Source organism: Gemmobacter sp. LW-1 (assembly GCF_001303875.1).
Taxonomy (GTDB): Bacteria; Pseudomonadota; Alphaproteobacteria; order Rhodobacterales; family Rhodobacteraceae; genus Gemmobacter; species Gemmobacter caeni.
Map to the genome: position 1 here is coordinate 204,589 of NZ_LJSC01000051.1, position 20,450 is coordinate 225,038.

23 protein-coding genes are annotated in these 20,450 nt (G+C 63.7%); 8 read left to right on the forward strand and 15 right to left on the reverse strand.

Translation table 11 applies throughout. From position 1 onward, the window contains the following. Positions 1–115: 115 nt before the first annotated feature. Genes AO684_RS15010 through AO684_RS15025 form a run of 4 tightly spaced genes read left to right on the forward strand, consistent with a single transcriptional unit; the run spans position 116 to position 3,919 of the window. The gene (locus AO684_RS15010; RefSeq protein WP_054303713.1) at positions 116–1,006 is read left to right on the forward strand and encodes an ABC transporter permease; all 891 of its coding nucleotides are present in this window, start codon (positions 116–118) and stop codon (positions 1,004–1,006) included. Further along, a complete protein-coding gene (locus AO684_RS15015) occupies positions 1,003–1,812 on the forward strand; it encodes an ABC transporter permease (protein ID WP_054303539.1) in 810 nt (269 codons plus the stop codon). The genes AO684_RS15010 and AO684_RS15015 overlap by 4 nt, the downstream gene beginning before the upstream one ends. After that, on the forward strand, positions 1,809–2,909 hold the full coding sequence (locus AO684_RS15020) for an ABC transporter ATP-binding protein (protein WP_054303540.1): 1,101 nt from the start codon (positions 1,809–1,811) through the stop codon (positions 2,907–2,909). The genes AO684_RS15015 and AO684_RS15020 overlap by 4 nt, the downstream gene beginning before the upstream one ends. Beyond that, complete coding sequence (locus AO684_RS15025) at positions 2,909–3,919, forward strand: hypothetical protein (RefSeq protein ID WP_054303541.1); 1,011 nt, start codon at positions 2,909–2,911, stop codon at positions 3,917–3,919. Before AO684_RS15020 ends, AO684_RS15025 begins: the two co-directional genes overlap by 1 nt. Here the strand turns inward: AO684_RS15025 and AO684_RS15030 are convergent. From AO684_RS15030 to guaA, 9 genes are all read right to left on the reverse strand, one after another. Next, complete coding sequence (locus AO684_RS15030) at positions 3,913–4,527, reverse strand: TetR/AcrR family transcriptional regulator (RefSeq protein ID WP_054303542.1); 615 nt, start codon at positions 4,525–4,527, stop codon at positions 3,913–3,915. The genes AO684_RS15025 and AO684_RS15030 overlap by 7 nt on opposite strands. Further along, positions 4,520–5,401, reverse strand: a complete 882-nt coding sequence (gene ppk2, locus AO684_RS15035) for a polyphosphate kinase 2 (RefSeq protein WP_054303543.1) — start codon at positions 5,399–5,401, stop codon at positions 4,520–4,522. The genes AO684_RS15030 and ppk2 overlap by 8 nt, the downstream gene beginning before the upstream one ends. Before the next feature lie 29 nt (positions 5,402–5,430). Next, positions 5,431–6,375: an alpha/beta fold hydrolase gene (locus AO684_RS15040; protein ID WP_235451297.1), complete on the reverse strand. Its 945-nt coding sequence runs from the start codon at positions 6,373–6,375 to the stop codon at positions 5,431–5,433. After that, complete coding sequence (gene metA, locus AO684_RS15045) at positions 6,368–7,291, reverse strand: homoserine O-succinyltransferase (protein ID WP_054303544.1); 924 nt, start codon at positions 7,289–7,291, stop codon at positions 6,368–6,370. The genes AO684_RS15040 and metA overlap by 8 nt, the downstream gene beginning before the upstream one ends. 24 nt (positions 7,292–7,315) lie before the next feature. After that, a complete protein-coding gene (locus AO684_RS15050) occupies positions 7,316–8,185 on the reverse strand; it encodes a hypothetical protein (RefSeq protein ID WP_054303545.1) in 870 nt (289 codons plus the stop codon). Positions 8,186–8,301: 116 nt separating this feature from the next. Continuing rightward, positions 8,302–9,471, reverse strand: coding sequence for an OmpP1/FadL family transporter (locus AO684_RS15055; RefSeq protein ID WP_054303546.1), 1,170 nt, complete (start codon positions 9,469–9,471; stop codon positions 8,302–8,304). 98 nt (positions 9,472–9,569) lie between these two features. Further along, positions 9,570–10,463, reverse strand: a complete 894-nt coding sequence (locus AO684_RS15060) for a DMT family transporter (protein WP_054303547.1) — start codon at positions 10,461–10,463, stop codon at positions 9,570–9,572. 72 nt (positions 10,464–10,535) lie between these two features. After that, positions 10,536–10,814, reverse strand: a complete 279-nt coding sequence (locus AO684_RS15065; protein WP_054303548.1) for a putative quinol monooxygenase — start codon at positions 10,812–10,814, stop codon at positions 10,536–10,538. Further along, on the reverse strand, positions 10,811–12,370 hold the full coding sequence (gene guaA / locus AO684_RS15070; RefSeq protein ID WP_054303549.1) for a glutamine-hydrolyzing GMP synthase: 1,560 nt from the start codon (positions 12,368–12,370) through the stop codon (positions 10,811–10,813). Before guaA ends, AO684_RS15065 begins: the two co-directional genes overlap by 4 nt. A gap of 256 nt (positions 12,371–12,626) precedes the next feature. Between guaA and AO684_RS15075 the strand changes: the two genes are divergently transcribed. Further along, positions 12,627–14,177 (forward strand): trimethylamine methyltransferase family protein, encoded by a 1,551-nt coding sequence (locus tag AO684_RS15075; protein ID WP_054303550.1) that lies wholly within the window; start codon positions 12,627–12,629, stop codon positions 14,175–14,177. Between the two features lie 69 nt (positions 14,178–14,246). On the opposite strand, the gene AO684_RS15080 is transcribed toward AO684_RS15075, so the two are convergent. Continuing rightward, complete coding sequence (locus AO684_RS15080; RefSeq protein ID WP_054303551.1) at positions 14,247–14,540, reverse strand: DUF6477 family protein; 294 nt, start codon at positions 14,538–14,540, stop codon at positions 14,247–14,249. A gap of 230 nt (positions 14,541–14,770) precedes the next feature. On the opposite strand from AO684_RS15080, the gene AO684_RS15085 reads away from it, so the two are divergent. Next, complete coding sequence (locus AO684_RS15085) at positions 14,771–15,892, forward strand: DUF6456 domain-containing protein (protein ID WP_054303552.1); 1,122 nt, start codon at positions 14,771–14,773, stop codon at positions 15,890–15,892. Positions 15,893–15,924: 32 nt separating this feature from the next. On the opposite strand, the gene AO684_RS15090 is transcribed toward AO684_RS15085, so the two are convergent. Further along, positions 15,925–16,605, reverse strand: a complete 681-nt coding sequence (locus AO684_RS15090) for an aquaporin (protein WP_054303553.1) — start codon at positions 16,603–16,605, stop codon at positions 15,925–15,927. A 105-nt stretch (positions 16,606–16,710) separates the two neighbouring features. Between AO684_RS15090 and lipA the strand changes: the two genes are divergently transcribed. Next, positions 16,711–17,661, forward strand: coding sequence for a lipoyl synthase (gene lipA, locus AO684_RS15095; RefSeq protein ID WP_054303554.1), 951 nt, complete (start codon positions 16,711–16,713; stop codon positions 17,659–17,661). Positions 17,662–17,734: 73 nt separating this feature from the next. Here lipA and AO684_RS15100 read toward each other — a convergent pair whose 3' ends face one another. The 4 genes from AO684_RS15100 to hpt form a co-directional block, all read right to left on the reverse strand. Then, positions 17,735–18,622 carry a cytochrome c gene (locus AO684_RS15100; protein WP_054303715.1) on the reverse strand — a complete coding sequence of 296 codons (888 nt, stop codon included), beginning with the start codon at positions 18,620–18,622 and terminating at the stop codon, positions 17,735–17,737. An 83-nt stretch (positions 18,623–18,705) separates the two neighbouring features. Then, on the reverse strand, positions 18,706–18,873 hold the full coding sequence (locus AO684_RS22055) for a hypothetical protein (RefSeq protein WP_200907824.1): 168 nt from the start codon (positions 18,871–18,873) through the stop codon (positions 18,706–18,708). A 2-nt stretch (positions 18,874–18,875) separates the two neighbouring features. Next, positions 18,876–19,370, reverse strand: coding sequence for a mismatch-specific DNA-glycosylase (locus AO684_RS15105; RefSeq protein ID WP_054303555.1), 495 nt, complete (start codon positions 19,368–19,370; stop codon positions 18,876–18,878). Next, on the reverse strand, positions 19,367–19,912 hold the full coding sequence (gene hpt, locus AO684_RS15110) for a hypoxanthine phosphoribosyltransferase (RefSeq protein WP_054303556.1): 546 nt from the start codon (positions 19,910–19,912) through the stop codon (positions 19,367–19,369). The genes AO684_RS15105 and hpt overlap by 4 nt, the downstream gene beginning before the upstream one ends. Before the next feature lie 68 nt (positions 19,913–19,980). On the opposite strand from hpt, the gene AO684_RS15115 reads away from it, so the two are divergent. Further along, positions 19,981–20,442 carry a type II toxin-antitoxin system RatA family toxin gene (locus AO684_RS15115; protein ID WP_054303557.1) on the forward strand — a complete coding sequence of 154 codons (462 nt, stop codon included), beginning with the start codon at positions 19,981–19,983 and terminating at the stop codon, positions 20,440–20,442. The last annotated feature ends 8 nt before the right edge of the window (positions 20,443–20,450 follow it).

The following is a 20,450-nucleotide window of genomic DNA, read 5'->3' on the forward strand; positions in this document are numbered from 1 at the left end:
ATCCGATTTCTCCCCTTTTCTTGTGAGCGGCCCTATGCCAGAAAATCGGGTATAAGGAACAAGCAATTGGCAACAGGCGCCCCAAGGTGCCGGGCCGTTCTGGACAGGGGGCATGATGGAACAGGGGGCTGCACGCGGCCGCTTCAGAAATTCCGAGGCGGCCAACGGGCTTGCGCTCGTATCGCCCACGGCGATCTATGCGATCCTGCTGCTTGCCGCCCCGCTGGCGGCGGTGGTGCTTTATTCTTTGATGGTCGACAGCAAGGTGGGTCTCTCCTCGGGCCTGACCTTCGACAATTACCTGAAGGTCTGGACCGGCCGTATCGACCAGGCGCTGATGATACGGTCGCTGACGGTGTCCAGCGTGGTGACGCTGGTAACGGTGCTGCTGGCCTATCCGGTGGCCTATTTCGTCAGCTTCCATGTGAAGCCAGAACGCAAGTCGATGTGGATCTTCCTGATCACCATTCCGTTCTGGACCTCCTACCTGATCCGCGTCTTCCTGTGGAAGGTGATCCTTGGCTATAACGGCGTGATCAATTCGGGGCTGATGAGCCTTGGTATCATCGGCGAGCCGCTGACCATCATCAACTATTCACTCGGCTCGATGATCATGACGCTGGCCCATGCCTATGCGGCCTTTGCCATCCTGCCGATCTTCGTGAGCCTTGAAAAGATCGACCGCTCGCTTCTGGAAGCCGGGCAGGATCTGGGCGAGTCGAAGCTGATGACCTTCATCCGTGTCACGCTGCCGCTGTCGATGCCAGGTGTCATCGCGGCGGTGCTGATCGTCTTTATCCCGACCATCGGTGACTATGTGACGCCCGAACTGATTGGCGGCGGCAAGCTTCCGATGATCGCCAACCGGATCGAGGCGATCATGCTGAAGCAGAACGACAAGGCGCTGGGATCGGCCATCGCGGTGACAGCCATGCTGATCGTGACCGTGGTATCGGTGGTGTTCCTTCTGCTGAACCGCCGCTTCCTGAGGGGGCAGAGCAAATGAGGAAGAACCCGTCGCTGCGCATTTACGCGCTGGCCTATCTGGCCTTCCTCTATGCGCCGATCGTGCTGCTGCCGCTGTTTGCCTTCAACGACAGCCGCGTCATTGCCTTCCCGCTGCAAGGGTTCACGACCAACTGGTTCGCCGAGATGTGGGCGGACAAGACCCTGTTCATCGCCTTCCGCAATTCGCTGACCATCGCGGTTTCGGCGGCGGTGTTTTCCACCATCCTCGGCATCTTCGCGGCCCGCGCCTCGACCCGCTACAAGTTTCCGGGCAAGCCCGGCATCCTGGGCCTGATCATGCTGCCCATGGTGCTGCCGGAAATGATCGTGTCGATGGCGCTGCTGGTCGTGCTGATCGCGATTGGCGTGCCGCTGTCCTTGTTCACCATCATTCTGGGGCATGTGCTGATCTGCACGCCCTTTGCGGTGGCGATCCTGACCTCGGCCTTCCAGTCGCTTGACCGCTCGCTGGAGGAAGCTGCATATGATCTGGGTGAAACCCCGGCCTCGACCTTCCGGCTGATCATCCTGCCGCTGGTGATGCCTGGTATCATCTCGTCGCTCTTGATCAGCTTCACCATCAGCCTGGATGAATTCATCATCGCCTATTTCCTTGGCGGCAATCAGACCGTGCTGTCGGTCTATATCTTCGGGCAGTTCCGCTTCCCGGCCAAGGTTCCGGCGGTGATGGCGCTTGGCACCATCCTCGTCTGTATCTCCATCGTTCTTCTGACCATCGCTGAATATTTCCGCCGCCGCGGCATCGCAAAATCGGGCGGCAAGGATACCGGAGGCTTCCTGTGACCACGACCGAAAAGCCGAACATGATCGAGTTCCGGGACGTCCATAAATATTATGGCGATTACCACGCCCTGCGCGGGATCAACGCCACGATCAAGGCGGGAGAGTTCTTCTCGCTTCTGGGCCCCTCGGGCTGTGGCAAGACCACGCTGCTGCGCACCATCGCGGGGTTCGAGGATATTTCCTCGGGTGCGGTGCTGATCGACGACAAGAAGATGGACGATGTTCCGGCCAACAAGCGGCCGACCAACATGGTCTTCCAGAGCTACGCCATCTTCCCCCACCTGACGGTCGAGGAAAACGTGGGCTTCGGCCTGCGCCGCGATCCGCGATCAAAGGACGAAAAGGCCAAGGCTGTGGCTGAGGCGCTGGAGATGGTGGGCCTGAAGGGGTACGGCAAACGCGCCGCCCATGCGCTTTCAGGCGGCCAGCGGCAGCGCGTGGCGCTGGCCCGCGCGCTGATCCTCAAGCCCAAGGTGCTGCTGCTGGACGAGCCGCTTTCGGCGCTGGACAAGAAAATCCGCGAACAGATGCAGGTTGAACTGATCAAGCTGCAACGCGAGGTCGGCATCACCTTCGTTCTGGTCACCCATGACCAGGAAGAGGCGCTGGTCATGTCGGACCGTATCGCCGTGATGTTCGAGGGGCAGATCGCCCAGCTTGCCGACCCGGAAACGCTCTATCGTCGTCCGAACAGCCGGAAGGTGGCGAATTTCATCGGCACGATGAATTTTCTGCCAGCCGAGGTTCTGTCGGAAGGCGCGGGCGGCATTGAGGTGGAGGCGCAGGGTTTCGGCCGCATGACGCTGAGCGCCGATCAGGTGATGGCGGGCGAGGCCGGGCAGGGCGCTGTCGTCGGCTTCCGCCCCGAGACGCTGACCATCCTCTACGACAGCCAGACCGCCACCGACCGCGAGGTCATGGGCACCATCGAGGAGGTCGTCTATTTCGGTGACATGACCTATTACGATGTGAAGCTGGATGGCACCACCGAGGCGTTGCGGATTTCGATGCGCAACGTCTTTGGCCGCCCGGTGCTGGAAATCGGCACCCGTGCCCGCGTGGCATGGAGCCCCGGCGCGCTGGTGATGTTCCGCTGATGCGCTTGCAGGCGCGGGAAGGCGGCTGGCTGACCCGCGCGCGTCTGGACGGCTTGCCGCCGACGCTGATCTTCCACGCCCGCGACAAGCTGGCCGCCACGCTGTGCCGTGGCGGCTTTCGCCTGTTGGGGGCGCTGGCGGATCATGCGGCGGAGGCTGGCTGGGGCGTCGAGGTCGTGCCCTATAGTGCCGAGGGGGCGTCCCTGGCGGTGGCGCAGGGTGGGCATCTGCATGTCTTCATGGAAGACCGGCCGGGATACGCGCCCAACGCCTTTCACTCGGTCCCCGGCTATCTGCGGGGCTACTGGTATTTCGATGAAATCGGCAGTCGCAACAACTCCAGCCACCGGCTGCGTGTCTTTGATGAAAGGCTGGTGGCGGATCGTTTCGCGCAGAAGTTCCATGCGCGACTGGCCGAGCAATTCATCGGCGCCAATTTCTCGAAGTTCCCGCAAGCGGAACGGGGGGCTGATCTGCCCGCGGGCTGCCTTGCGCTGTTCGCGCAGGATTTCAAACCGCCCCGCTTTCACCGCCATTACCTGACAGTGCCGGAACTGGTGGAGGCGGCGATTGCCACAAAGGGCGCCCGCGCGCTTTGTATCAAACCGCATCCGAACAATACGCCCGAGGAGCTGGACTGGCTGCGCGCGCGCCATGATCCGGGGCGGGGCATCTATGTCACCGATGCGTCGATCCACGATCTGCTGGCCGTCTGTGCCTGCGTGCTGACCGTCACTTCTGCCGTGGGGTTCGAGGCGTTTCTGCATCGCAAGCCGGTCGTCCTGGCGGGGCAGACCGATTTCGGGCAGAACGCAATCACGCTGACCGATCCGTCGCGACTGGCCGAGGCCATCGCTGCGGCGATGTCACGCGACTGGCCGCATGCGAAATTCCTGACCTGGTTCCTCAGGCAGAATTGTATCGAGGATCACCCCCGCGCCCTGCCGATTGTATTGGAACGCATCCGCGCCAAGGGCTTTCGCATTGGTCAGGATGCCGGTTTCTACTGATCCGGCCGCAACAGGCCAAGTCCACGCAGATAAATCCCGATCCCGGCTTCCAGCAGGTCTTCGGCCGGGAAGGGGCTTTTCGCGCCGTTGCCGCGCATGAACAGCTCGACCACGCCGTGACTCATCGCCCAGATATGGGCCGAGAACATCGAGGCCGGGGGGCGCCGGTCGGGCGGCATATGCTCAGACAGATGCGCGGCCGCCCGTTCCAGCACCGCCCGCGCCTTGGCAGAGGCCAGCGCGAGGTCCGGGTAAGCCTGCGGCGACAGCCCGCTTTCGAACATCGCCATGTAGTGACCGGGATATTTGCGGGCGAAGGCCAGATAGGCCCGACCCGTCGCCTCGAACGCCGCCAGCGCCGAAGGCTTGCCGTCGTCATAGGCATATTCCATCAGCGCGGCAAAGATCTCATAGCCCTGCCGCGCCACTTCGGCCAGCAAGTCGTCCCGCCCCGCGAAATGGCGGTAGACAGCGGCGGGTGTCACATCCGCCGCCTTTGCCGCTTCCGACAAGGTAAAGCCCTGCGGGCTCTTTTCCGCAATCAGCGCCAGCGACGCCTCGACCAGCGCCTGCCGCAGATTGCCGTGATGATAGCCGCGCTTAGTCATCCGCCCCGTCAGACCACATTTCCGGCCCGCCGCAGATCGCCGGATCGGGCTGGCCGATGGCACCGCGATCCTTGCCCTTGAACTCCAGTGCGTTCAGCACTGTCTGGATTGCCGCGATGCGCGCGCGTTTTTTGTCATCCGACCGGATCACCGTCCAGGGGGCAAAGCCGGTGTGGCTGCGTTCGAAGGTTTCGGCGATCGCCTCGCAATAGGGCTGCCATTTGGTCAGCCCCTCGACGTCGATGGGTGACAGCTTCCATTGTTTCAGCGGGTCGCTTTCCCGGGCGAGCATGCGGCGCAGTTGCTCCGGCTGGCTGACATCCAGCCAGAATTTCAGGAAGGTGATGCCCTCCTGCACGATCATCTGTTCAAATTCCGGCAGTTGGCGGAAGAAGCCTTCCTTCTGGTTCTGGGTGCAGAAGCCGAAGACCGGCTCGACAATCGCGCGATTGTACCAACTGCGGTCGAAGATCACCATTTCTCCGGCCGCCGGAAACCAGTCGATATAGCGCTGGAAATACCATTGCGAGCTTTCGCGGTCCGAGGGTTTCGACAGCGCAACAACCTGCGCGCCACGCGGGTTGAGGTTTTCGGTCAGCGCCTTGATGGTGCCGCCCTTGCCCGCCGCATCGCGGCCCTCAAACACAAGGATCACCCGTTTGCCGGTTGACTTGATGTCGGATTGCAGGCGCACGAGCTGCGGTTGCAGCGCCTCCATCCGCGCCTCGTAGTCTTTCTTCGAGATTTCCTCGCGGTAGGCATAGCCCTTTGACAGAATGTCATTCTTGCCGCCCTGTTCAATGGCCTTGCGCACCGATTTCGGGGCGTCTTCCTTGAAATAGCGGCTGATCGCGCCGTCGAAGGGCAGGTCCATCACAGTCTCCACGGATACCGAACTCTGGGTTACTCTAGGCGCAGGCCCGCACGGGCCGCAAGGCGCATCACGGCGGCCTCGACAGCCTCGGGGTGGGTCTGGTGCGGCATATGGCCAAGGCCGGGCAGCAGGGTGACCGCCGCATCGGGCAACAGGGCTGCCAGCGGCCCGGCATGGACATGGGCCGGCACGATTGTATCGGCGTCACCATGCAGGATTTCGACAGGCGCGCCAATTGTATGGTATTGTGGTTGCATGGCCCTGACATGCGGCAGCAGCGCATTCACCTGACGCGCATTGCGGGCCAGTGTGTCGCGGCGCAGCAGAAGCCCGACACCGGCGGCTTTGGAATAGCCGGGCGGCGGCTGTTGCGGCAGGAAGGTGGCCGCGATGCTGCGGTCGATCTGGCGGGCAGGGACGAAAGCGCTGACCAGCGGAATGACCAGCGCACGGCCCATGCCAGAGGCGGTCAGCCGGTACCAGGAGCCGAGCCCGCCCTCCCACGGCATCGCGGCCCCAGCCAGCATCAGCACCCCGGACACCTGTGCCTGCAACGCCCAGGCCAGCGCCACCGCGCCGCCGTAGGAATGGCCGAGCACCAGTGGCCGGGCGACACCCGCGCTTTCCGCCGCCAGCCGCATCAGGCGCGCCTGTTCCCCCGGCGTATCTTCCGGCACAGGATCTGACCAGCCGAGGCCGGGCCGGTCAATCAGCGTGATGCGAAACCGCCCCGCCAGACGCGGCGCCAGGTCCATGGCGAACTCGCGCAGGTTGGCGCTGGCTCCATGGATCATCACCAGATCGGGACCGCTGCCCATCTGCAACAGATGCAGTCTGTGGCCTTCCACGGTCACCAGCCGCCCCAGGGGGGGAAAGGCTGCCTTACGCCGTGCCTCGCGCCGGGCGGCACGGCGGCGGGTGCCAAAGGCCCCGAAAGCCGCCAGCGCCCCCCCGGCGATCAGGCTTTCAAGCACCGATCTCCTCCGGCTTGAACGGCGTGGTCTGATAGATCTCGTTGATCCAGTTGCCGTAAAGCAGATGCGCATGGCTGCGCCAGCGGTTCAGCGGCGGACGGGAGGGATCGTCGTCGGGGTAGTAGTTCATCGGCACGTTGATCGGCGTGCCCTGCGCCACGTCGCGGTCGTATTCCTGTTTCAGCGTGTCGCTGTCATATTCGAAATGGTTGAAGATATAGAGCGCGCGATGCGCCGGGTCTTCAACCAGACAGGGGCCGACCTCGTCAGAGCCAAGCAGGGTCCGCAAGGCCGGGCGCGCCGCTACCTCGGGCTGCCGGATCTCGGTCCAGCGGCTGACCGGGATGACGAAATCATCCGAGAACCCGCGCAGATAGGGCGAGGCGGGGGCAAGGTTGCGGTGCCGGAAGCAGCCGAAGGCCTTGTGATCCAGAATATGTTTCTGCACGCCGTGGAAGTGGTAGATCATCGCCATGCCGCCCCAGCAGACGCCGAAGGTGGAATGTACATGGGTTTGCGTCCAGGCAAAGACCCGGCGCAATTCTTCCCAATAGGTCACCTCGTCGAAGGGCAGATGTTCGATGGGCGCGCCAGTGATGATCAGGCCGTCAAACTTCTCGCCGGTCTCCTCCACTTCGGAGAACGGGCGGTAGAAGGTTTCCATATGTTCGGCGGCGGTGTTCTTCGTCTGATGTTCGCTCATGCGGATCAGTTGAAAGTCGATCTGCAAGGGCGTCGCGCCGATCAGCCGGGCGAACTGGTTCTCGGTCTGGATCTTCTTGGGCATCAGGTTCAGCAGGCCGATGCGCAGGGGGCGGATGTCCTGACGCGCGGCGCGCTCGGGGCTCATGACCATGATGCCCTCGCGGCTCAGCACATCGAAGGCGGGCAGGGTTTCAGGCAGGGTAATCGGCATGTCTTTCTCCGTTCGGCGGAGCAGTTATGTGCGCGGGGCGCGCGCTTCAATGGCCCTGGCGATCAGGTCGATGAAACCCGCCTCGTCGCGCACCTCGGCGACCTCTTCGGCGGTGACCGTCACACCCCAGTCGGCCATGGCGGCATATCGGGGCTGGCGATGGGCAAGAGCCTGGGCATAGGTCCAGCGGACAAAGGCGTCCGGGTCGACCTGCATGGCATCCTCGCCCGTCATGCTGCGGTATTCGTCCCACATTCGTTCCAGAAAATGCGGCTGGTAATACATGGGCTTGGGTGCCCGGTCGAAGCGGCGGACCAGTTCGGCCGTATGAGCATCAGACCCCTTGATCCAGACCATCAGCAGGTTCTGCGACAGCGCCGTCATCACGGGATCGGCCGGGTTCCACGGGTCCACCACCTCGCAGATCGAGCCGCCGGAATCGCAGACGAAATTGCCGTAGCCATAGATGTCATCGGCGCGGTCGATGAAACGCATGGTATCCAGAAGCGCCGCCACCTCGGCCTCGCGGTGCTGGTCCTGCCGGCGCATGTATTCGGCAAAGGGCAGGCCGCCTTTCGCCGGATTGCCGGGCTTGCCAAGGTAGGTGGACAGCGGGGCGAGGTTATCAAAGGTGATGTTCGAGGCGATATAGACGGAATCCGTCAGCAGCAGTTCCCGCAGGAACGGCACTTTCATCGCTTCACGTTTGAAGTTGTCGGCGATGTATTCGCCCATGTAGCGGGTGCCGATCCGGTAGTCGATGGAGTAATGGAACCAGCCGCCCGCACCGCGCAGCATCGAAGACAGATGCGTCTTGCCAAGGCCCGACATGCCGAACATCAGCACGCGCCGCCGCTCTGCCTTTCGCCAGTCCTGTGCCGAGCCGTAGATCATTCCAACCGCCTTCGCTTGATCCTTGCCGTCTTCCTAACGCGGGGCGAAACCGGATACACGCGAAAAAGAAAGCCCCGCAACGGGTGCGGGGCTTTCCGGTCGGGACGATCCGGTGATCAGAAGGTAAAGCCGACCTTCACACCGACGGCGATGGCGGTGTTGTCGCGCATATTGGCGCGGGCCACATCGGGCGTGCCGGTTTCCGGGTCCGCGTCGCCAAGACGCAGGTAACGGGCGCCCATCGTCACCTTCATGTTGTCACGGGTATAGACCGCCGCGACACCGATCCCCTTGTAGCCATTCGTCGGCGCCAGCGGCGACACGAGCTTGCTGCCACCCGGCTCCCACGTCGCGAAGATCGACCCCGACCAGTTTTCATTGAACCTGCGCCCGACGCCCAGCGTGTAGGTCGTGGTGTCTTCCAGATCGGTCAGACTGCCTGCGGTGGGGCCGAAGAAGGTGCTCGGCGCGACCTGAAAATCGCTCCAGTCCACCCAGCGGACCGAACCGAAGACCAGGGTATCCTTGGCGACGCCGGTCTGGAAATCGAGGTTCACGGCCTGCGGCGTATCGGTTTCGGTGATGGCGGCCACCGTGGCCGCGCCCGCCGCTGCCGCAGCACCGCCGGGCAGGGTTTCGACCGAGTCGAACTTGTGGCTGATCTTCGAGAAGTAGGTCAGCGCGACACGCAGCGCGATTTCCGGTTTTTCATAGGCCGCGCCAATGACATAGCCCGCGGCCCAGTCATCGGCCAGATCGACGGAATAGCCATTGAGCGAGCGATAGGTCGTCGGGTCCGCCGGGTTGAAAGCCGGGCCATAGGCCAGCCCCTTCAGCGTCACATGCCCCGAAGCCTTGGAAGCCCGAACACCGCCATGGACCGAGAAATTCTCGTTGAACTTGTAGCGCAGCAGGGCGGTCAGGCCCTGGCTGTTCACCTTCGCCTCGGTACCGCCCAGCATCACCGATTGCGCAGGATCATACAGGATGTCTGCCCCATAAGCCTGATCGTAGATCAGGGCGCCCGACAGCTTGTCATTGAAGTCGTATTTGAGGGCGAGTCCGGGCAGGCTGTGCTTGTCAGCCACGCTGCCGGTCGGACGGCCACCATAGATTGCCAGATCGTTGCCCGTCACGCTCGGGTTGATCTGACCATAGCTCAGTTCGACGTAGTTGCCTGTCTCGAAGATCACGCCGATCGGCTGCCCCGAACGGTCAATTCCCCCGGCCTGCGCCGCGCCTGCGCAGGCGGCCAGAGCCGCAACAGATGTCATGATGCTTTTCATGACGTCCTCCCCTCATTCCTGAAACCCGGCCGCATCCTCCGCCGGTTGACTGAAAGCCTAGGGTGTGCCGGGCTTTTCGGTCAATCAATGACGCCACGTCAGGGATTCGTTACGTTACGATGTGACAAATTAGCGCGGGTGGCCGCCCGGATGTTCAAAAGATTTGCGCCCAGAATGATCAGGCCGCCAACCAGAACCCAGGCGTCAAGCGCTTCGTGATACAGCGCCATACCGACCAGTGCGATGATCGGGAGGCGGGCAAAATCAACTGGCACGACGACCGAGGCAGAGGCCAGCGACAGCGCCTTGGTCAGACACAGATGCGCAATGACGCCACAGGCACCGATCAGCACGAGCCAGGGCAGGGTGGCCTGGGTCGGCAGGGCAATCTGGCCATCCATCCCGGCGGCCGCGAGGCCCAGCCCGGTCTGCATCAGTGTGAGCCAGAACAGGATCGACACAAGGCTTTCATTGCGCGTCAGCTGTTTGGTCATGATGACCGATCCGGCAAAGCCGATGGCCGAAGCGGCGGCAGCCACCACGCCCGGATTGAGCGCCCCGAAATCCGGCCGCGCCACGATCAGCGCGCCCGCAAAACCAAGTCCCGCTGCCAGCGCACGCACCAGGGTCAGCTTTTCACCAAGGAACAGAGGTGACAGCAGCACGACCCAAAGCGGCGAGGTAAACTCCAGTGCGAAGACCTGCGCCAGCGGAATGCTGGTCAGCGCCCAGAACCACAGGTTCTGCCCGGTGAAATGCGAGATGTTGCGGGCCAGATGCAGCGGCAGGCGCCTGGTCTGCACCTCGCCCAGCCGACCGAACAACGCCGCCCCCCCGACCACGAGCACAATGCCGGTGACCGAGCGCCAGAGCATGATCTCGAACGTGTCATGCACCCCGGCTACGGCCCGGCCGGCGATGGCCATGGCCGTAAACGACAGGATCGAGCCGATCATCCAGATCGCCGCCTTCAGCGGTTGTTGCTGCTGCATCGCCCGTTCCTCCCCGTCGCGCCGCAAAGTGGTGGCGCGCGGCGGGGGGAATGTCCAGCCCTGCGAACCGGATCAGTCGCCGATTTCCTCGATGCGGAAATCGCGCAGGATGCCGCGCGTGGCGGCAAACCACGCGCTGTCGCGGGTGCGGGTCTGATGGCTGTCGAAGGCCGCACGGTCGCGGAAGCTTTCCATCACCTCGAAAACGAAGGGATCGTCGGTTTCCGCGATCTCGAAGCTCAGACAGCCGGGCTCGGCCCGCGTCAGCGCGATGTGATCGGCAACATGCGCCAGAACGGTCGCACGTTCAGCCTCGCTGACACAGACGAGTTGGCCCCGAAGACGGATCATTCCAGTTCGATCGTCCCCGGCGGTTTCGAGGTGCAGTCGTAGAACACCCTGTTCACGCCCTTGACCTCGTTGATGATCCGCGTCGCGGTTTCCCCAAGGAAATCGTGGGTGAAGGGATAGTAATCGGCGGTCATGCCATCAACGCTGGTCACGGCGCGCAGGCCCACGGCGTAATCATAGGTGCGCCCGTCGCCCATCACGCCGACGGTGCGCATCGGCAGAATGGCAGCGAAGGCCTGCCAGATTTCATCGTAAAGCCCGTGCTTGCGGATCTGGTCGATATAGACCGCATCGGCGCGGCGCAGGATTTCCAGTTTGTCGCGGGTGATCTCGCCGGGGCAGCGGATGGCGAGGCCGGGGCCGGGGAAGGGGTGGCGGCCGATGAATTTGGCGGGCAGGCCAAGTTCGCGACCCAGCGCGCGCACCTCGTCCTTGAACAGCTCGCGCAGCGGCTCCACCAGCTTCATGCCCATTTTCTCGGGCAGGCCACCGACATTGTGGTGCGATTTGATCGTGACCGAGGGGCCGCCGCTGAACGACACCGATTCGATGACATCGGGGTAAAGCGTGCCCTGGGCCAAGAAATCAGCGCCGCCGATGGCCTTGGCATGTTTCTCGAATACTTCGATGAACAGCCGCCCGATGGTCTTGCGCTTCACCTCGGGGTCGGACACGCCTTCCAGCGCGCCGAGGAACAGATCGGACTCATCGGCATGGATGAGCGGCAGGTTGTAGGCCTCGCGGAACATCGTCACGACTTCCTCGGCCTCGTTCAGCCGCATCAGCCCGTGATCGACGAAAACGCAGGTCAGTTGCTCGCCAATGGCCTCATGGATCAGGATCGCGGCGACAGAGCTGTCAACGCCCCCCGAAAGCGCGCAGATCACCTTGCGGTCGCCGACCTGATCGCGGATCTTCTGGATCGCATCCTCGCGGTAGGAGGCCATGGTCCAGTCGCCGGTGAAGCCCGCCAGACGCACGAAATTCTCGTAGAGTTTCGCGCCTTTCGGAGTGTGATGCACCTCGGGGTGGAACTGCACGGCATAGAAGTTGCGCGACACATCGGCGGTAATGGCGAAGGGCGCATTGGGCGAGGTGCCATAGACCTGAAAGCCCGGCGCAATTTTCGACACATGGTCGCCATGCGACATCCAGACCTGTTCGGGGCCTTCCGCGAACCAGCCCTCCAGCAGCGGCAGCCGGTCGTCCGTCGGGGTAACCCTGGCGCGGCCGAATTCGGCGGTGCCATGGCCACCTTCGACATGGCCGCCAAGGCAGTGCATCATCACCTGCTGGCCATAGCAGATGCCGAGGATCGGCACGCCAAGATCGAACACGCCCGCCGGAGGCATCGGCGCGCCTTCGGCATAGACCGAGGCGGGGCCGCCCGAGAAGATCACCGCTTTCGGTGCGAACTCCCTCAGGAAGGCCTCGTTCACGCGGTTGAACGGGTGGATTTCACAATAGACTTTCAGCTCGCGCAGGCGCCGCGCGATAAGCTGCGTGACCTGGCTGCCGAAGTCGATGATCAGGAGGCGTTGATGCGGATGTGTCATGGCCGGGAATTAGCTTTGCAGGGCCAGAATCGCAAGGCGGAATCGCCTTTGGCGGATGCTGGAACGCGGGGGTTTCACACCCCCGCACCCCCGTGGGATATTTGTGCCAAGATGAAAGACGGTTGTCGTGCCGTGCTGTGGCGCCCGATGTCGTTTTTGGGACGGATGCGACGCAAACGGGGAGCGGCCGGTCGCGGCTTGGCGGCATATAGGGGCAAGTTCGGCGCGCGGGATCGCGCATTTCGGAGGTTTGGACATGAGCGATGTGGCAACAGCAGGGCGTCGGGCGCGCGGCGGTGGCGGCGGGGCGGCGCGGCGCGCCGAGCGGACCGGGATCAGCTTTGACACCGCGCGCTTCATCGAGCGCAATATCCCGAATTTCGAGATCCTGAACGAGGAAGCGCTTCAGATCATCGAATGGAATGCCGAGACGGTTCTAGAAGAGATCGGCGTCAATTTCCTTGAAAACCCCGGCGCGCTGGCGTTGTGGAAGGCGGCAGGCGCCGATGTGCGCGGCGAGCGCGTGCATATCCCGCGCGGTCTGGCCCGCAAGCTTTGCGCCACCGCCCCGTCGAGCTTTACCCAGCATGCCCGCAACCCCGAGCGCAATGTGGAAATCGGCGGCAAGTCGCTGGTGCTGGCGCCGGTTTACGGCCCGCCCTTCGTGCGCGACCGTGAGGGTGGCCGCCGCTATGCGACCATCGAGGATTTCCGCAATTTCGTGAAGCTGGGTTATATGTCGAAATGGCTGCACCACAGCGGCGGCACGGTTTGCGAACCGACCGACGTGGCGGTGAACAAGCGTCACCTCGACATGCTGCACGCCCATATGACGCTGTCGGACAAGCCTTTCATGGGCTCTGTGACCGAGCCGGTGCGTGCGGCGGATTCGGTCGAAATGGCGAAAATCCTGTTCGGGTCGGATTTCGTCGACCAGAACACCGTGATGACCAGCCTCATCAACATCAACAGCCCGCTGACCTTTGACAGCGTGATGATGGGGGCGCTGGAGGTTTACGCCAAGGCCGGGCAGGCCGCGATCATTTCGCCCTTCATCGTGGGTGGTGCCATGGCGCCCGTTACGGTGGCAGGCACGCTGACGCAGGTTCTGGCCGAGGTTCTGGCGGGCGTGGCCTACAGCCAGCTGATCCGTCCCGGCGCGCCGGTGATCTTTGGCGCCTTCGTGACCTCGATCGACATGAACTCGGGCGCGCCGACCTTCGGGACGCCGGAAGCCGCGCATATTACCTATGGCGCGGGCCAGCTCGCGCGGCGTCTGGGGCTGCCCTACCGTTCGGGCGGGTCGTTCTGCGGCTCGAAACTGCCGGATGCGCAGGCGGCTTACGAGACCTCGAACAGCCTGAACATGGCGCTGCTGGCGGGCGTGAACTTCATGCTGCACGCCTGCGGCTGGCTCGAAGGCGGCCTGGTTTCCAGCTACGAGAAATTCGTGATGGATGCCGACCAGCTTGGCACGCTGCACCATCTGGCGAAGGGCGTCTCGGTGGACGAAAACGGGCAGGGGATGGATGCGATCCGCGAGGTCGGTCCGGGCGGCCATTACCTCGGCTGCGCCCATACCCAGGCGAATTTCAAGACCGCTTTCTGGCGCTCGGACCTGCTGGACTACAAGCCCTTCGAGACCTGGGACGAGGAAGGCGCCCGCGACACCGAGCAACTGGCCTCGGAACGGGTGAAGAAGCTGCTGGGCGATTATCAGGCCCCGGCGCTGGACGAGGGCATCCGCGAGGCGCTGGACGCCTATGTCGCGCAGAAGAAGGCGGCCGAGCCGGACGCTTTCATCTGATCGTCGCGAAATGTGAAACGATGAAGGGCCGCCCGGCACGGGGCGGCCCTTTTGCCATCTGTCGGCCGGTCAGATCAATTGTTGCGGGCGTGGCAACAGGTGCAATTCCGACATCAGCGCAATCAATACCTCGATATGCTGGTTCAGCGAATAGCTGGCATCGCCCGCGCGGCGGATGCTTTCCAGCCGCTCCTCTTCGTCGATCAGCCGGGGCAGGGTCTTTTCTGGGCCCAGTGGCTTGTCCTGACGCAACAGCCGTTTCAGATCCCGGTCGCGGCGGTAATCCGCCATCCCGTAGCGGGCGGCGCGGATCAGAAGGCGCGGGCGGCGCAGGTCGGCAAGCAGGGTGCGGAAATCGGTCATGGCAGTCTCCCGTGTTCGATCTGGAAACAATGACACGGCGCAACCTCGCGTTGCGTCATCGCCGGAGTCACCGCGCGGAAGCCGCAGCTTTTGTTCATGGATCGTAAACAATTATCCGGCTCATCCCGGCGTTGGCGCTTTTGTTAACGAACGGGTAACCAAAGCCACCCACGGTTGCATATGTCCAAGAACGGGGCAGGTGGCCGGGGGCAGGCCACAGGACAAAGAGCATGGAACCGAACCTGAGTGCCGATTTCACCCTACCCGCATGGCTGCCGGATGCCGTGCGGCTGTATCTCGACCACACCGAGGACGGGTTGTCGTTGCGGCAACTGGCACGGCGCGAGGGGCTGGCAGCCTCGACCGTCATGCGTCAGGTGCGCCGCTACGAGGCGCGACGCGATGATCCGCTGGTGGACGAGGCGCTGGCCGCGCTGGCGCAGGCGCAGGGGGCTGGTTCCGTAACCCCGGACCCCGACAGAAAGGACGCCCCCGAGATGACCGCCCCGATCCGCCCGACCCCCGTCACACTGGATGAAGCCGGGATCGACCGCGAGGCGCGGCGCGTGCTGCGCCGTATGGCAGAACCCGGCGCCGTCATGGCCATCGCCCCTGAAATGCAAAAGGCTGCTGTCCTGCGCACGGGGCGGGATGGCAAGATGGTGCAGACGGCGGTTCTGGACCGGGCGGTGGCACAGGCCTTCGCGCTGAAAGACTGGATCGGTGTGCGTAAGCAGGGACGGCTGACCAGTTACGAGATCACCACCCAGGGCCGCGCGGCGCTGAAACGGCTGGTGGAGGATGAGGATCGCCGCCGTCAGGCGCATCACGGCGCCTTTGGTCTGGCCGAAGCTGCCGCAGCCTTTGGCACTGCCGATCCTGTGGAGGCCGAAGGTGGCGCGGCGGCGCGGCGCCTGCGTTATACACTGACTGAAAGCCCGGTCGCGGTTCTGGCACGACGGCGCGACAAGGATGGCCGCGCCTTTCTGGAGCCGGAACTGGTGCAGGCGGCGGAACGCCTGCGCGAGGATTTCGAACTGGCCCAGATCGGCGGGCGCATCCCGCAGGGCTGGGATGGGTTCCTGCCTGCCGGTGAGATGGTCGAGCCCCGTCCGGGCTCAGCTGCGCCGCTGGCGGCGCGGGATCGCGTGGCGCTTGCCCTGCGCGATCTGGGGCCGGGGCTGGGCGACGTCGCGCTGCGGGTCTGCTGTCATCTGGAAGGGCTGGAGGTCGCGGAAAAGCGCATGGGCTGGGCCGCGCGCTCGGGCAAGATCGTACTGCGGATCGCGCTGCAACGGCTGCGTCGGCATTATGACGAAACCTATGGCCGCGCCGGTCCGATGATCGGGTAAGGCGGCCCCGCGCAGGGCCGCCCACGCAGCGCTCAGGCGCGGGTGAAGCCAAGCGCGTTGACCATACCCGCCAGCGCTCCGCCCGCCAGAGGCGCCACGATGAAGACCCAGAGGTCCGCCAGCGCCTTGCCACCGACGAACAGCGCCGGGGCAAGGCTGCGCGCCGGGTTGACCGAAACGCCGGTCACATTGATGCCGACAAGGTGGATACCCACCAGCGTCAGGCCGATGGCGAGACCGGCAAACCCGGCAACCGAGCCGGGGCCGGTGGCGCCAAGGATGACCGTCACGAAGATGAAGGTCATCACGAATTCAAAGACCAGCGCCGCACCCAGACCGTATTCCCCCAGATAGCCCGGACCGAACCCGTTCTGTCCCAGCCCGTCTACGGCAATCGAATATCCGGCGCGGCCGCTCGCGATCATATAAAGCACCGCCGCGCCGAGGATCGCGCCAATGACCTGACCGGCGATATGGCCGACAAAGGCGCCGATCTGCATCCGCCCCGCCGTCACCATGCCCAGCGACACCGCCGGGTTGAGATGCGCGCCCGAGATCGCCCCGATCCCATAGGCCGCCGCCACGATGGACAGGCCGAAGGCCAGCGCAATTCCCATCATTCCGATGTGATCGCCCATCAGAACGGCCGATCCGCAGCCGAACAGGACAAGGACCATGGTGCCGAAAGCCTCGGCAATGATTTTCTTGGGCATGAGAGCCTCCACTGATTACAATCCCTCGGGGGCCGACGACATGTTGTCAGCCCGTGCCAAAAGGCTTATGTCCGGTGACACGCGGCCGTCAGGGGGAAAAATCCGATGCGCGACCTCAAGCTTCCCGATCAGCGCCACCCGGAAAAGGCGCACCGCCCCGATCAGGAGCAGCCGAAGAAACCTTCGTGGATCCGGGTCAAGGCGCCCACTTCGCAGGGCTACAAGGATACACGCGACATCCTGAAGGCGAACAAGCTGGTTACGGTCTGCGAGGAAGCGGGCTGCCCCAATGTCGGCGAATGCTGGAGCGCGGGGCACGCCACCATGATGATCATGGGCGACATCTGCACCCGCGGATGCAGCTTCTGCAATGTGGCGACCGGCCGCCCTGATGCGCTGGATGTGTTCGAACCCGGCCGCGTGGCCCATGCGGTGCAGACGCTGGGCCTCAAGCATGTGGTCATCACCAGTGTGGACCGGGACGATCTGGCCGACGGCGGGGCAGAGCATTTCGCCCAGACCATCCGCGCCATCCGCCACCGCGCACCCGAGACCACCATTGAAATCCTGACCCCGGATTTCCTGAAATGCGATGCAAGCGCGCTGGAGGTCGTGGTTGAGGCCAAGCCCGATGTGTTCAACCACAACCTTGAAACCGTGCCGGGTCTTTACCCGACCGTGCGGCCCGGCGCGCGCTATTTTCATTCGCTGCGGTTGTTGCAGCGGGTGAAAGAGATGGACCCGGCGATCTTCACCAAATCCGGCATCATGGTGGGGCTCGGTGAGGATGCACAGGGTGTGCGGCAGGTGATGGATGACATGCGCTCGGCCGATGTCGATTTCCTGACCATCGGGCAATATCTGCAACCGACGCCGAAACATCACCGGGTCGACCGTTTCGTCACGCCCGAGGAATTCGCGGCTTACGAAAAAGCAGCCTTCGGCAAGGGGTTCCTGATGGTGTCGGCCACGCCGCTGACCCGGTCGAGCTATCACGCCGGTGACGATTTCGCGCGCCTGCGCGCGGCGCGGCTGGCGAAGCTGAGCCAGGCCTGAGCAGCGCGCGCCAGCGGGGCCGGGGCCAAAATTCTTGCTCAAGAATTTTGGCGACCTCATCCGGCAGCGCGCCTTATTCCGATGCGGGCACTTTCTTCAGATAGGCGGCCACCGCCTGACGGTCGCTCTCCGGCAGACGGCTCATGTTCTCCACCACATGCGCCATATGGCCGCCCACGCTGTCGAACTCCGGCGTGAAGCCCGAGGTCAGGTATTCGACGATCTCATCCTCGCTCCACCCCAGTTTCGCGGGGGTGATGTTGGGGATCGTGCCTTGGCCAGAAGGGTTGGGTGCCCCAGCCAGCCAGCGGCCACGCTCCAGCCCGCCCAGCAGGTTGCGCGGCGTGTGGCATTCGCCGCAATGCGCCAGCGCCTCGGCGATATAGCGGCCACGGGTTTCGGGTTCGCTCAATGTGCCGTCGATCACCCAGTCGTCGCGCAGGAACAGCAGCTTCCAGCCGCCAAGGCTCCGCCGGATGTTGAAGGGAAAGCTCACCTCATGCGGCAGGCTGGGCGTGGAATCGGGCGGCAGAGCATCCATGAAGGCCTTCAGATCTGCCAGATCCTGCACCGTCATCTTGTTGAAGGCGCTGTAGGGAAAGGCGGGATAGTAATGTTCGCCCTCGGGCGACACGCCGCGCATCACGGCATTGCCGAATTGCGCCAGCGTCCAGCCGCCGATGCCCTGGGTCGGATCGGGCGAGATATTGGGCGCGAGGAAGGTGCCGAACGGCGAGGCAAAGCGCTGCCCGCCGCTGAGGACCCGCTGCGCTTCGCCTTCCGCCCCGGGCGCCATGTGGCAAGAGGCGCAGCCTGCGGCGGTGAACACCTGTTCACCATGGGTGGCATCCCCGGTTACCCCGGCGAAGGTGCTGTCGGGCAGCGGCTTCGGTGCGGTGAGCCACCAGCCGGTCCCGGCGGCAAGCAGGGCGAGGGCAGCGAGGCTGAGCAGCAGGCGCATCGGCGTCTCCATCGAATGATCCGGCTCATGCTAGCGCGAATTTTTCGTCGCGGCACCCCGCAGGGATGGTCACGGCTACGTGATCACGGCATCCGCGGGATTTTCTGTGTCGTCAGCCAGTCAGGCCAGCCCCAGACCCATTCGATCCCGGCAAGAACCAGACAGGCCGCAATCACCCCCAGAACCAGTTTCACCCGGCCCTCCGACGGAGGATTGCGCGCCCAGCGCGCCATGCGAAGCAGCCAGTGCATGTTCATCCGCGTATTTCCTCTGCCAGCCGATGCCATGGTGTCGCGCTGAAATGGCTTTTCGCAAGGGCCGAGGGCGAAGGTAAAGCAAAAAGCCGGATTCCGGGCAGGCCGCTTTCGCTGGCCAGCGGGCCTGCGGCGGCTTCGGGGCGACCCAGCGCCAATCGGGCAGCGGTCAGGCTGGTGAAGGCCAGAACGGCGGGCCGAACATCGTTGATCTTTTCGAATAAGGACACCGGATCATAGCTTTGCGCCGGAATTCTGGCATCCGGCCCGAAGGCGGTTTTTGCCAGATCGGTGAGTCCATGGCCGTAATCCGGCAAAAGGTGATCTTCGTCAGGCCGCAACCGACGCGGGGTCAGCCCGGTTTCGTGCAGCATCGGCCAGAAGCGATTGCCGGGCCCGGCATAGTAATGCCCGTGCCTGGCCGAGGCGGTTCCGGCGGCAGTGCCACAGAACACGATCCGCAGGCCGGGGCGCAGGTAATCCGGGAGGATCATTCCGGGTCGGTGAACCGCACCTTGCCAATGAAGGGCAGATTGCGGTTTCGTTGCGCGAAGTCGATGCCGTAACCCACGACAAATTCATCGGGAATTTCAAATCCGGTCCAGGTGGCGCGGATATCGACCTCGCGGCGCGAAGGTTTGTCAAGCAGAGCGCAAACCTCCATCCGCTTCGGCTCGCGCGAGCGCAGCAGCCGGACGACATGGCTCAGCGTGAAGCCGGTATCGACGATGTCTTCCACCACCAGCACGTCCCGGCCAGCAATCTCGCCGCGCAAGTCCTTGAGAATTCGAACTTCCCGGCTGGATTCCATGGCATTTCCGTAGCTCGACGCCTCAAGGAAATCCACTTCGACCGGCAGGTCGATCTCGCGCACCAGATCGGCGATGAACACGAAAGATCCGCGCAGAAGCCCCACAACCACCAGCTTGTCCGTGCCGGAAAAATGCGTGGTGATCTCGCGCGCCAGCGCCTCGACCCGCGCCGCAATGGCCTTGGCCGAGATCATCTGGTCGATCACATAAGGACGCTGCGGCATGGCTCCCCCTTGATTTCCCTGCATCCATTTCCCAATACCGGGGGAAGGCCATCGCGGAAAGGGGTGACATGCCCACACATCACGAGAAACGGGTGCTGCCATGGACGGCGCAGCAGATGTATGACCTCGTGGCGGATGTCGGCTCCTATCCGAAGTTCCTGCCCTGGACGGCGGCGGCACGCATCCGGTCGCGCAAGCCTGTGGCGGGCGGGGGCGAGCTGATGGAGGCGGATCTGGTGATCTCGTTCAAGGTGTTTCGCGAAAGGTTCGGCAGCCGGGTCACGCTCTGGCCTGCCGACATGCGGATCGACACCGAATATCTGGACGGGCCGTTCCGCCATATGCGCAGCAACTGGGCCTTCCGCGATGTGGAAGGTGGCTGCGAGGTGGAGTTTTTCGTGGATTTCGAGTTTCGCAACGCGATCTTGCAGGGCATTATCGGTGTTGTGTTCAACGAGGCCATGCAGCGGGTGGTGCGCGCCTTTGAACGGCGCGCGGTGGAACTTTATGGCCCGGGCCGGACGGCCTGAACGGGAGG

Excerpts from the sequence above, each read along its gene's own strand:
- AO684_RS15010 (WP_054303713.1), top strand. The coding sequence starts at position 116 with ATGGAACAGGGGGCTGCACGCGGCCGCTTCAGAAATTCCGAGGCGGCC.
- AO684_RS15015 (WP_054303539.1), top strand. The coding sequence starts at position 1,003 with ATGAGGAAGAACCCGTCGCTGCGCATTTACGCGCTGGCCTATCTGGCC.
- AO684_RS15025 (WP_054303541.1), top strand. The coding sequence starts at position 2,909 with ATGCGCTTGCAGGCGCGGGAAGGCGGCTGGCTGACCCGCGCGCGTCTG.
- AO684_RS15030 (WP_054303542.1), bottom strand. The coding sequence starts at position 4,527 with ATGACTAAGCGCGGCTATCATCACGGCAATCTGCGGCAGGCGCTGGTC.
- ppk2 (WP_054303543.1), bottom strand. The coding sequence starts at position 5,401 with ATGGACCTGCCCTTCGACGGCGCGATCAGCCGCTATTTCAAGGAAGAC.
- metA (WP_054303544.1), bottom strand. The coding sequence starts at position 7,291 with ATGCCGATTACCCTGCCTGAAACCCTGCCCGCCTTCGATGTGCTGAGC.
- AO684_RS15050 (WP_054303545.1), bottom strand. The coding sequence starts at position 8,185 with ATGATCTACGGCTCGGCACAGGACTGGCGAAAGGCAGAGCGGCGGCGC.
- AO684_RS15055 (WP_054303546.1), bottom strand. The coding sequence starts at position 9,471 with ATGAAAAGCATCATGACATCTGTTGCGGCTCTGGCCGCCTGCGCAGGC.
- AO684_RS15060 (WP_054303547.1), bottom strand. The coding sequence starts at position 10,463 with ATGCAGCAGCAACAACCGCTGAAGGCGGCGATCTGGATGATCGGCTCG.
- AO684_RS15065 (WP_054303548.1), bottom strand. The coding sequence starts at position 10,814 with ATGATCCGTCTTCGGGGCCAACTCGTCTGTGTCAGCGAGGCTGAACGT.
- guaA (WP_054303549.1), bottom strand. The coding sequence starts at position 12,370 with ATGACACATCCGCATCAACGCCTCCTGATCATCGACTTCGGCAGCCAG.
- AO684_RS15075 (WP_054303550.1), top strand. The coding sequence starts at position 12,627 with ATGAGCGATGTGGCAACAGCAGGGCGTCGGGCGCGCGGCGGTGGCGGC.
- AO684_RS15080 (WP_054303551.1), bottom strand. The coding sequence starts at position 14,540 with ATGACCGATTTCCGCACCCTGCTTGCCGACCTGCGCCGCCCGCGCCTT.
- AO684_RS15085 (WP_054303552.1), top strand. The coding sequence starts at position 14,771 with ATGGAACCGAACCTGAGTGCCGATTTCACCCTACCCGCATGGCTGCCG.
- AO684_RS15090 (WP_054303553.1), bottom strand. The coding sequence starts at position 16,605 with ATGCCCAAGAAAATCATTGCCGAGGCTTTCGGCACCATGGTCCTTGTC.
- lipA (WP_054303554.1), top strand. The coding sequence starts at position 16,711 with ATGCGCGACCTCAAGCTTCCCGATCAGCGCCACCCGGAAAAGGCGCAC.
- AO684_RS15100 (WP_054303715.1), bottom strand. The coding sequence starts at position 18,622 with ATGCGCCTGCTGCTCAGCCTCGCTGCCCTCGCCCTGCTTGCCGCCGGG.
- AO684_RS22055 (WP_200907824.1), bottom strand. The coding sequence starts at position 18,873 with ATGCACTGGCTGCTTCGCATGGCGCGCTGGGCGCGCAATCCTCCGTCG.
- AO684_RS15105 (WP_054303555.1), bottom strand. The coding sequence starts at position 19,370 with ATGATCCTCCCGGATTACCTGCGCCCCGGCCTGCGGATCGTGTTCTGT.
- hpt (WP_054303556.1), bottom strand. The coding sequence starts at position 19,912 with ATGCCGCAGCGTCCTTATGTGATCGACCAGATGATCTCGGCCAAGGCC.
- AO684_RS15115 (WP_054303557.1), top strand. The coding sequence starts at position 19,981 with ATGCCCACACATCACGAGAAACGGGTGCTGCCATGGACGGCGCAGCAG.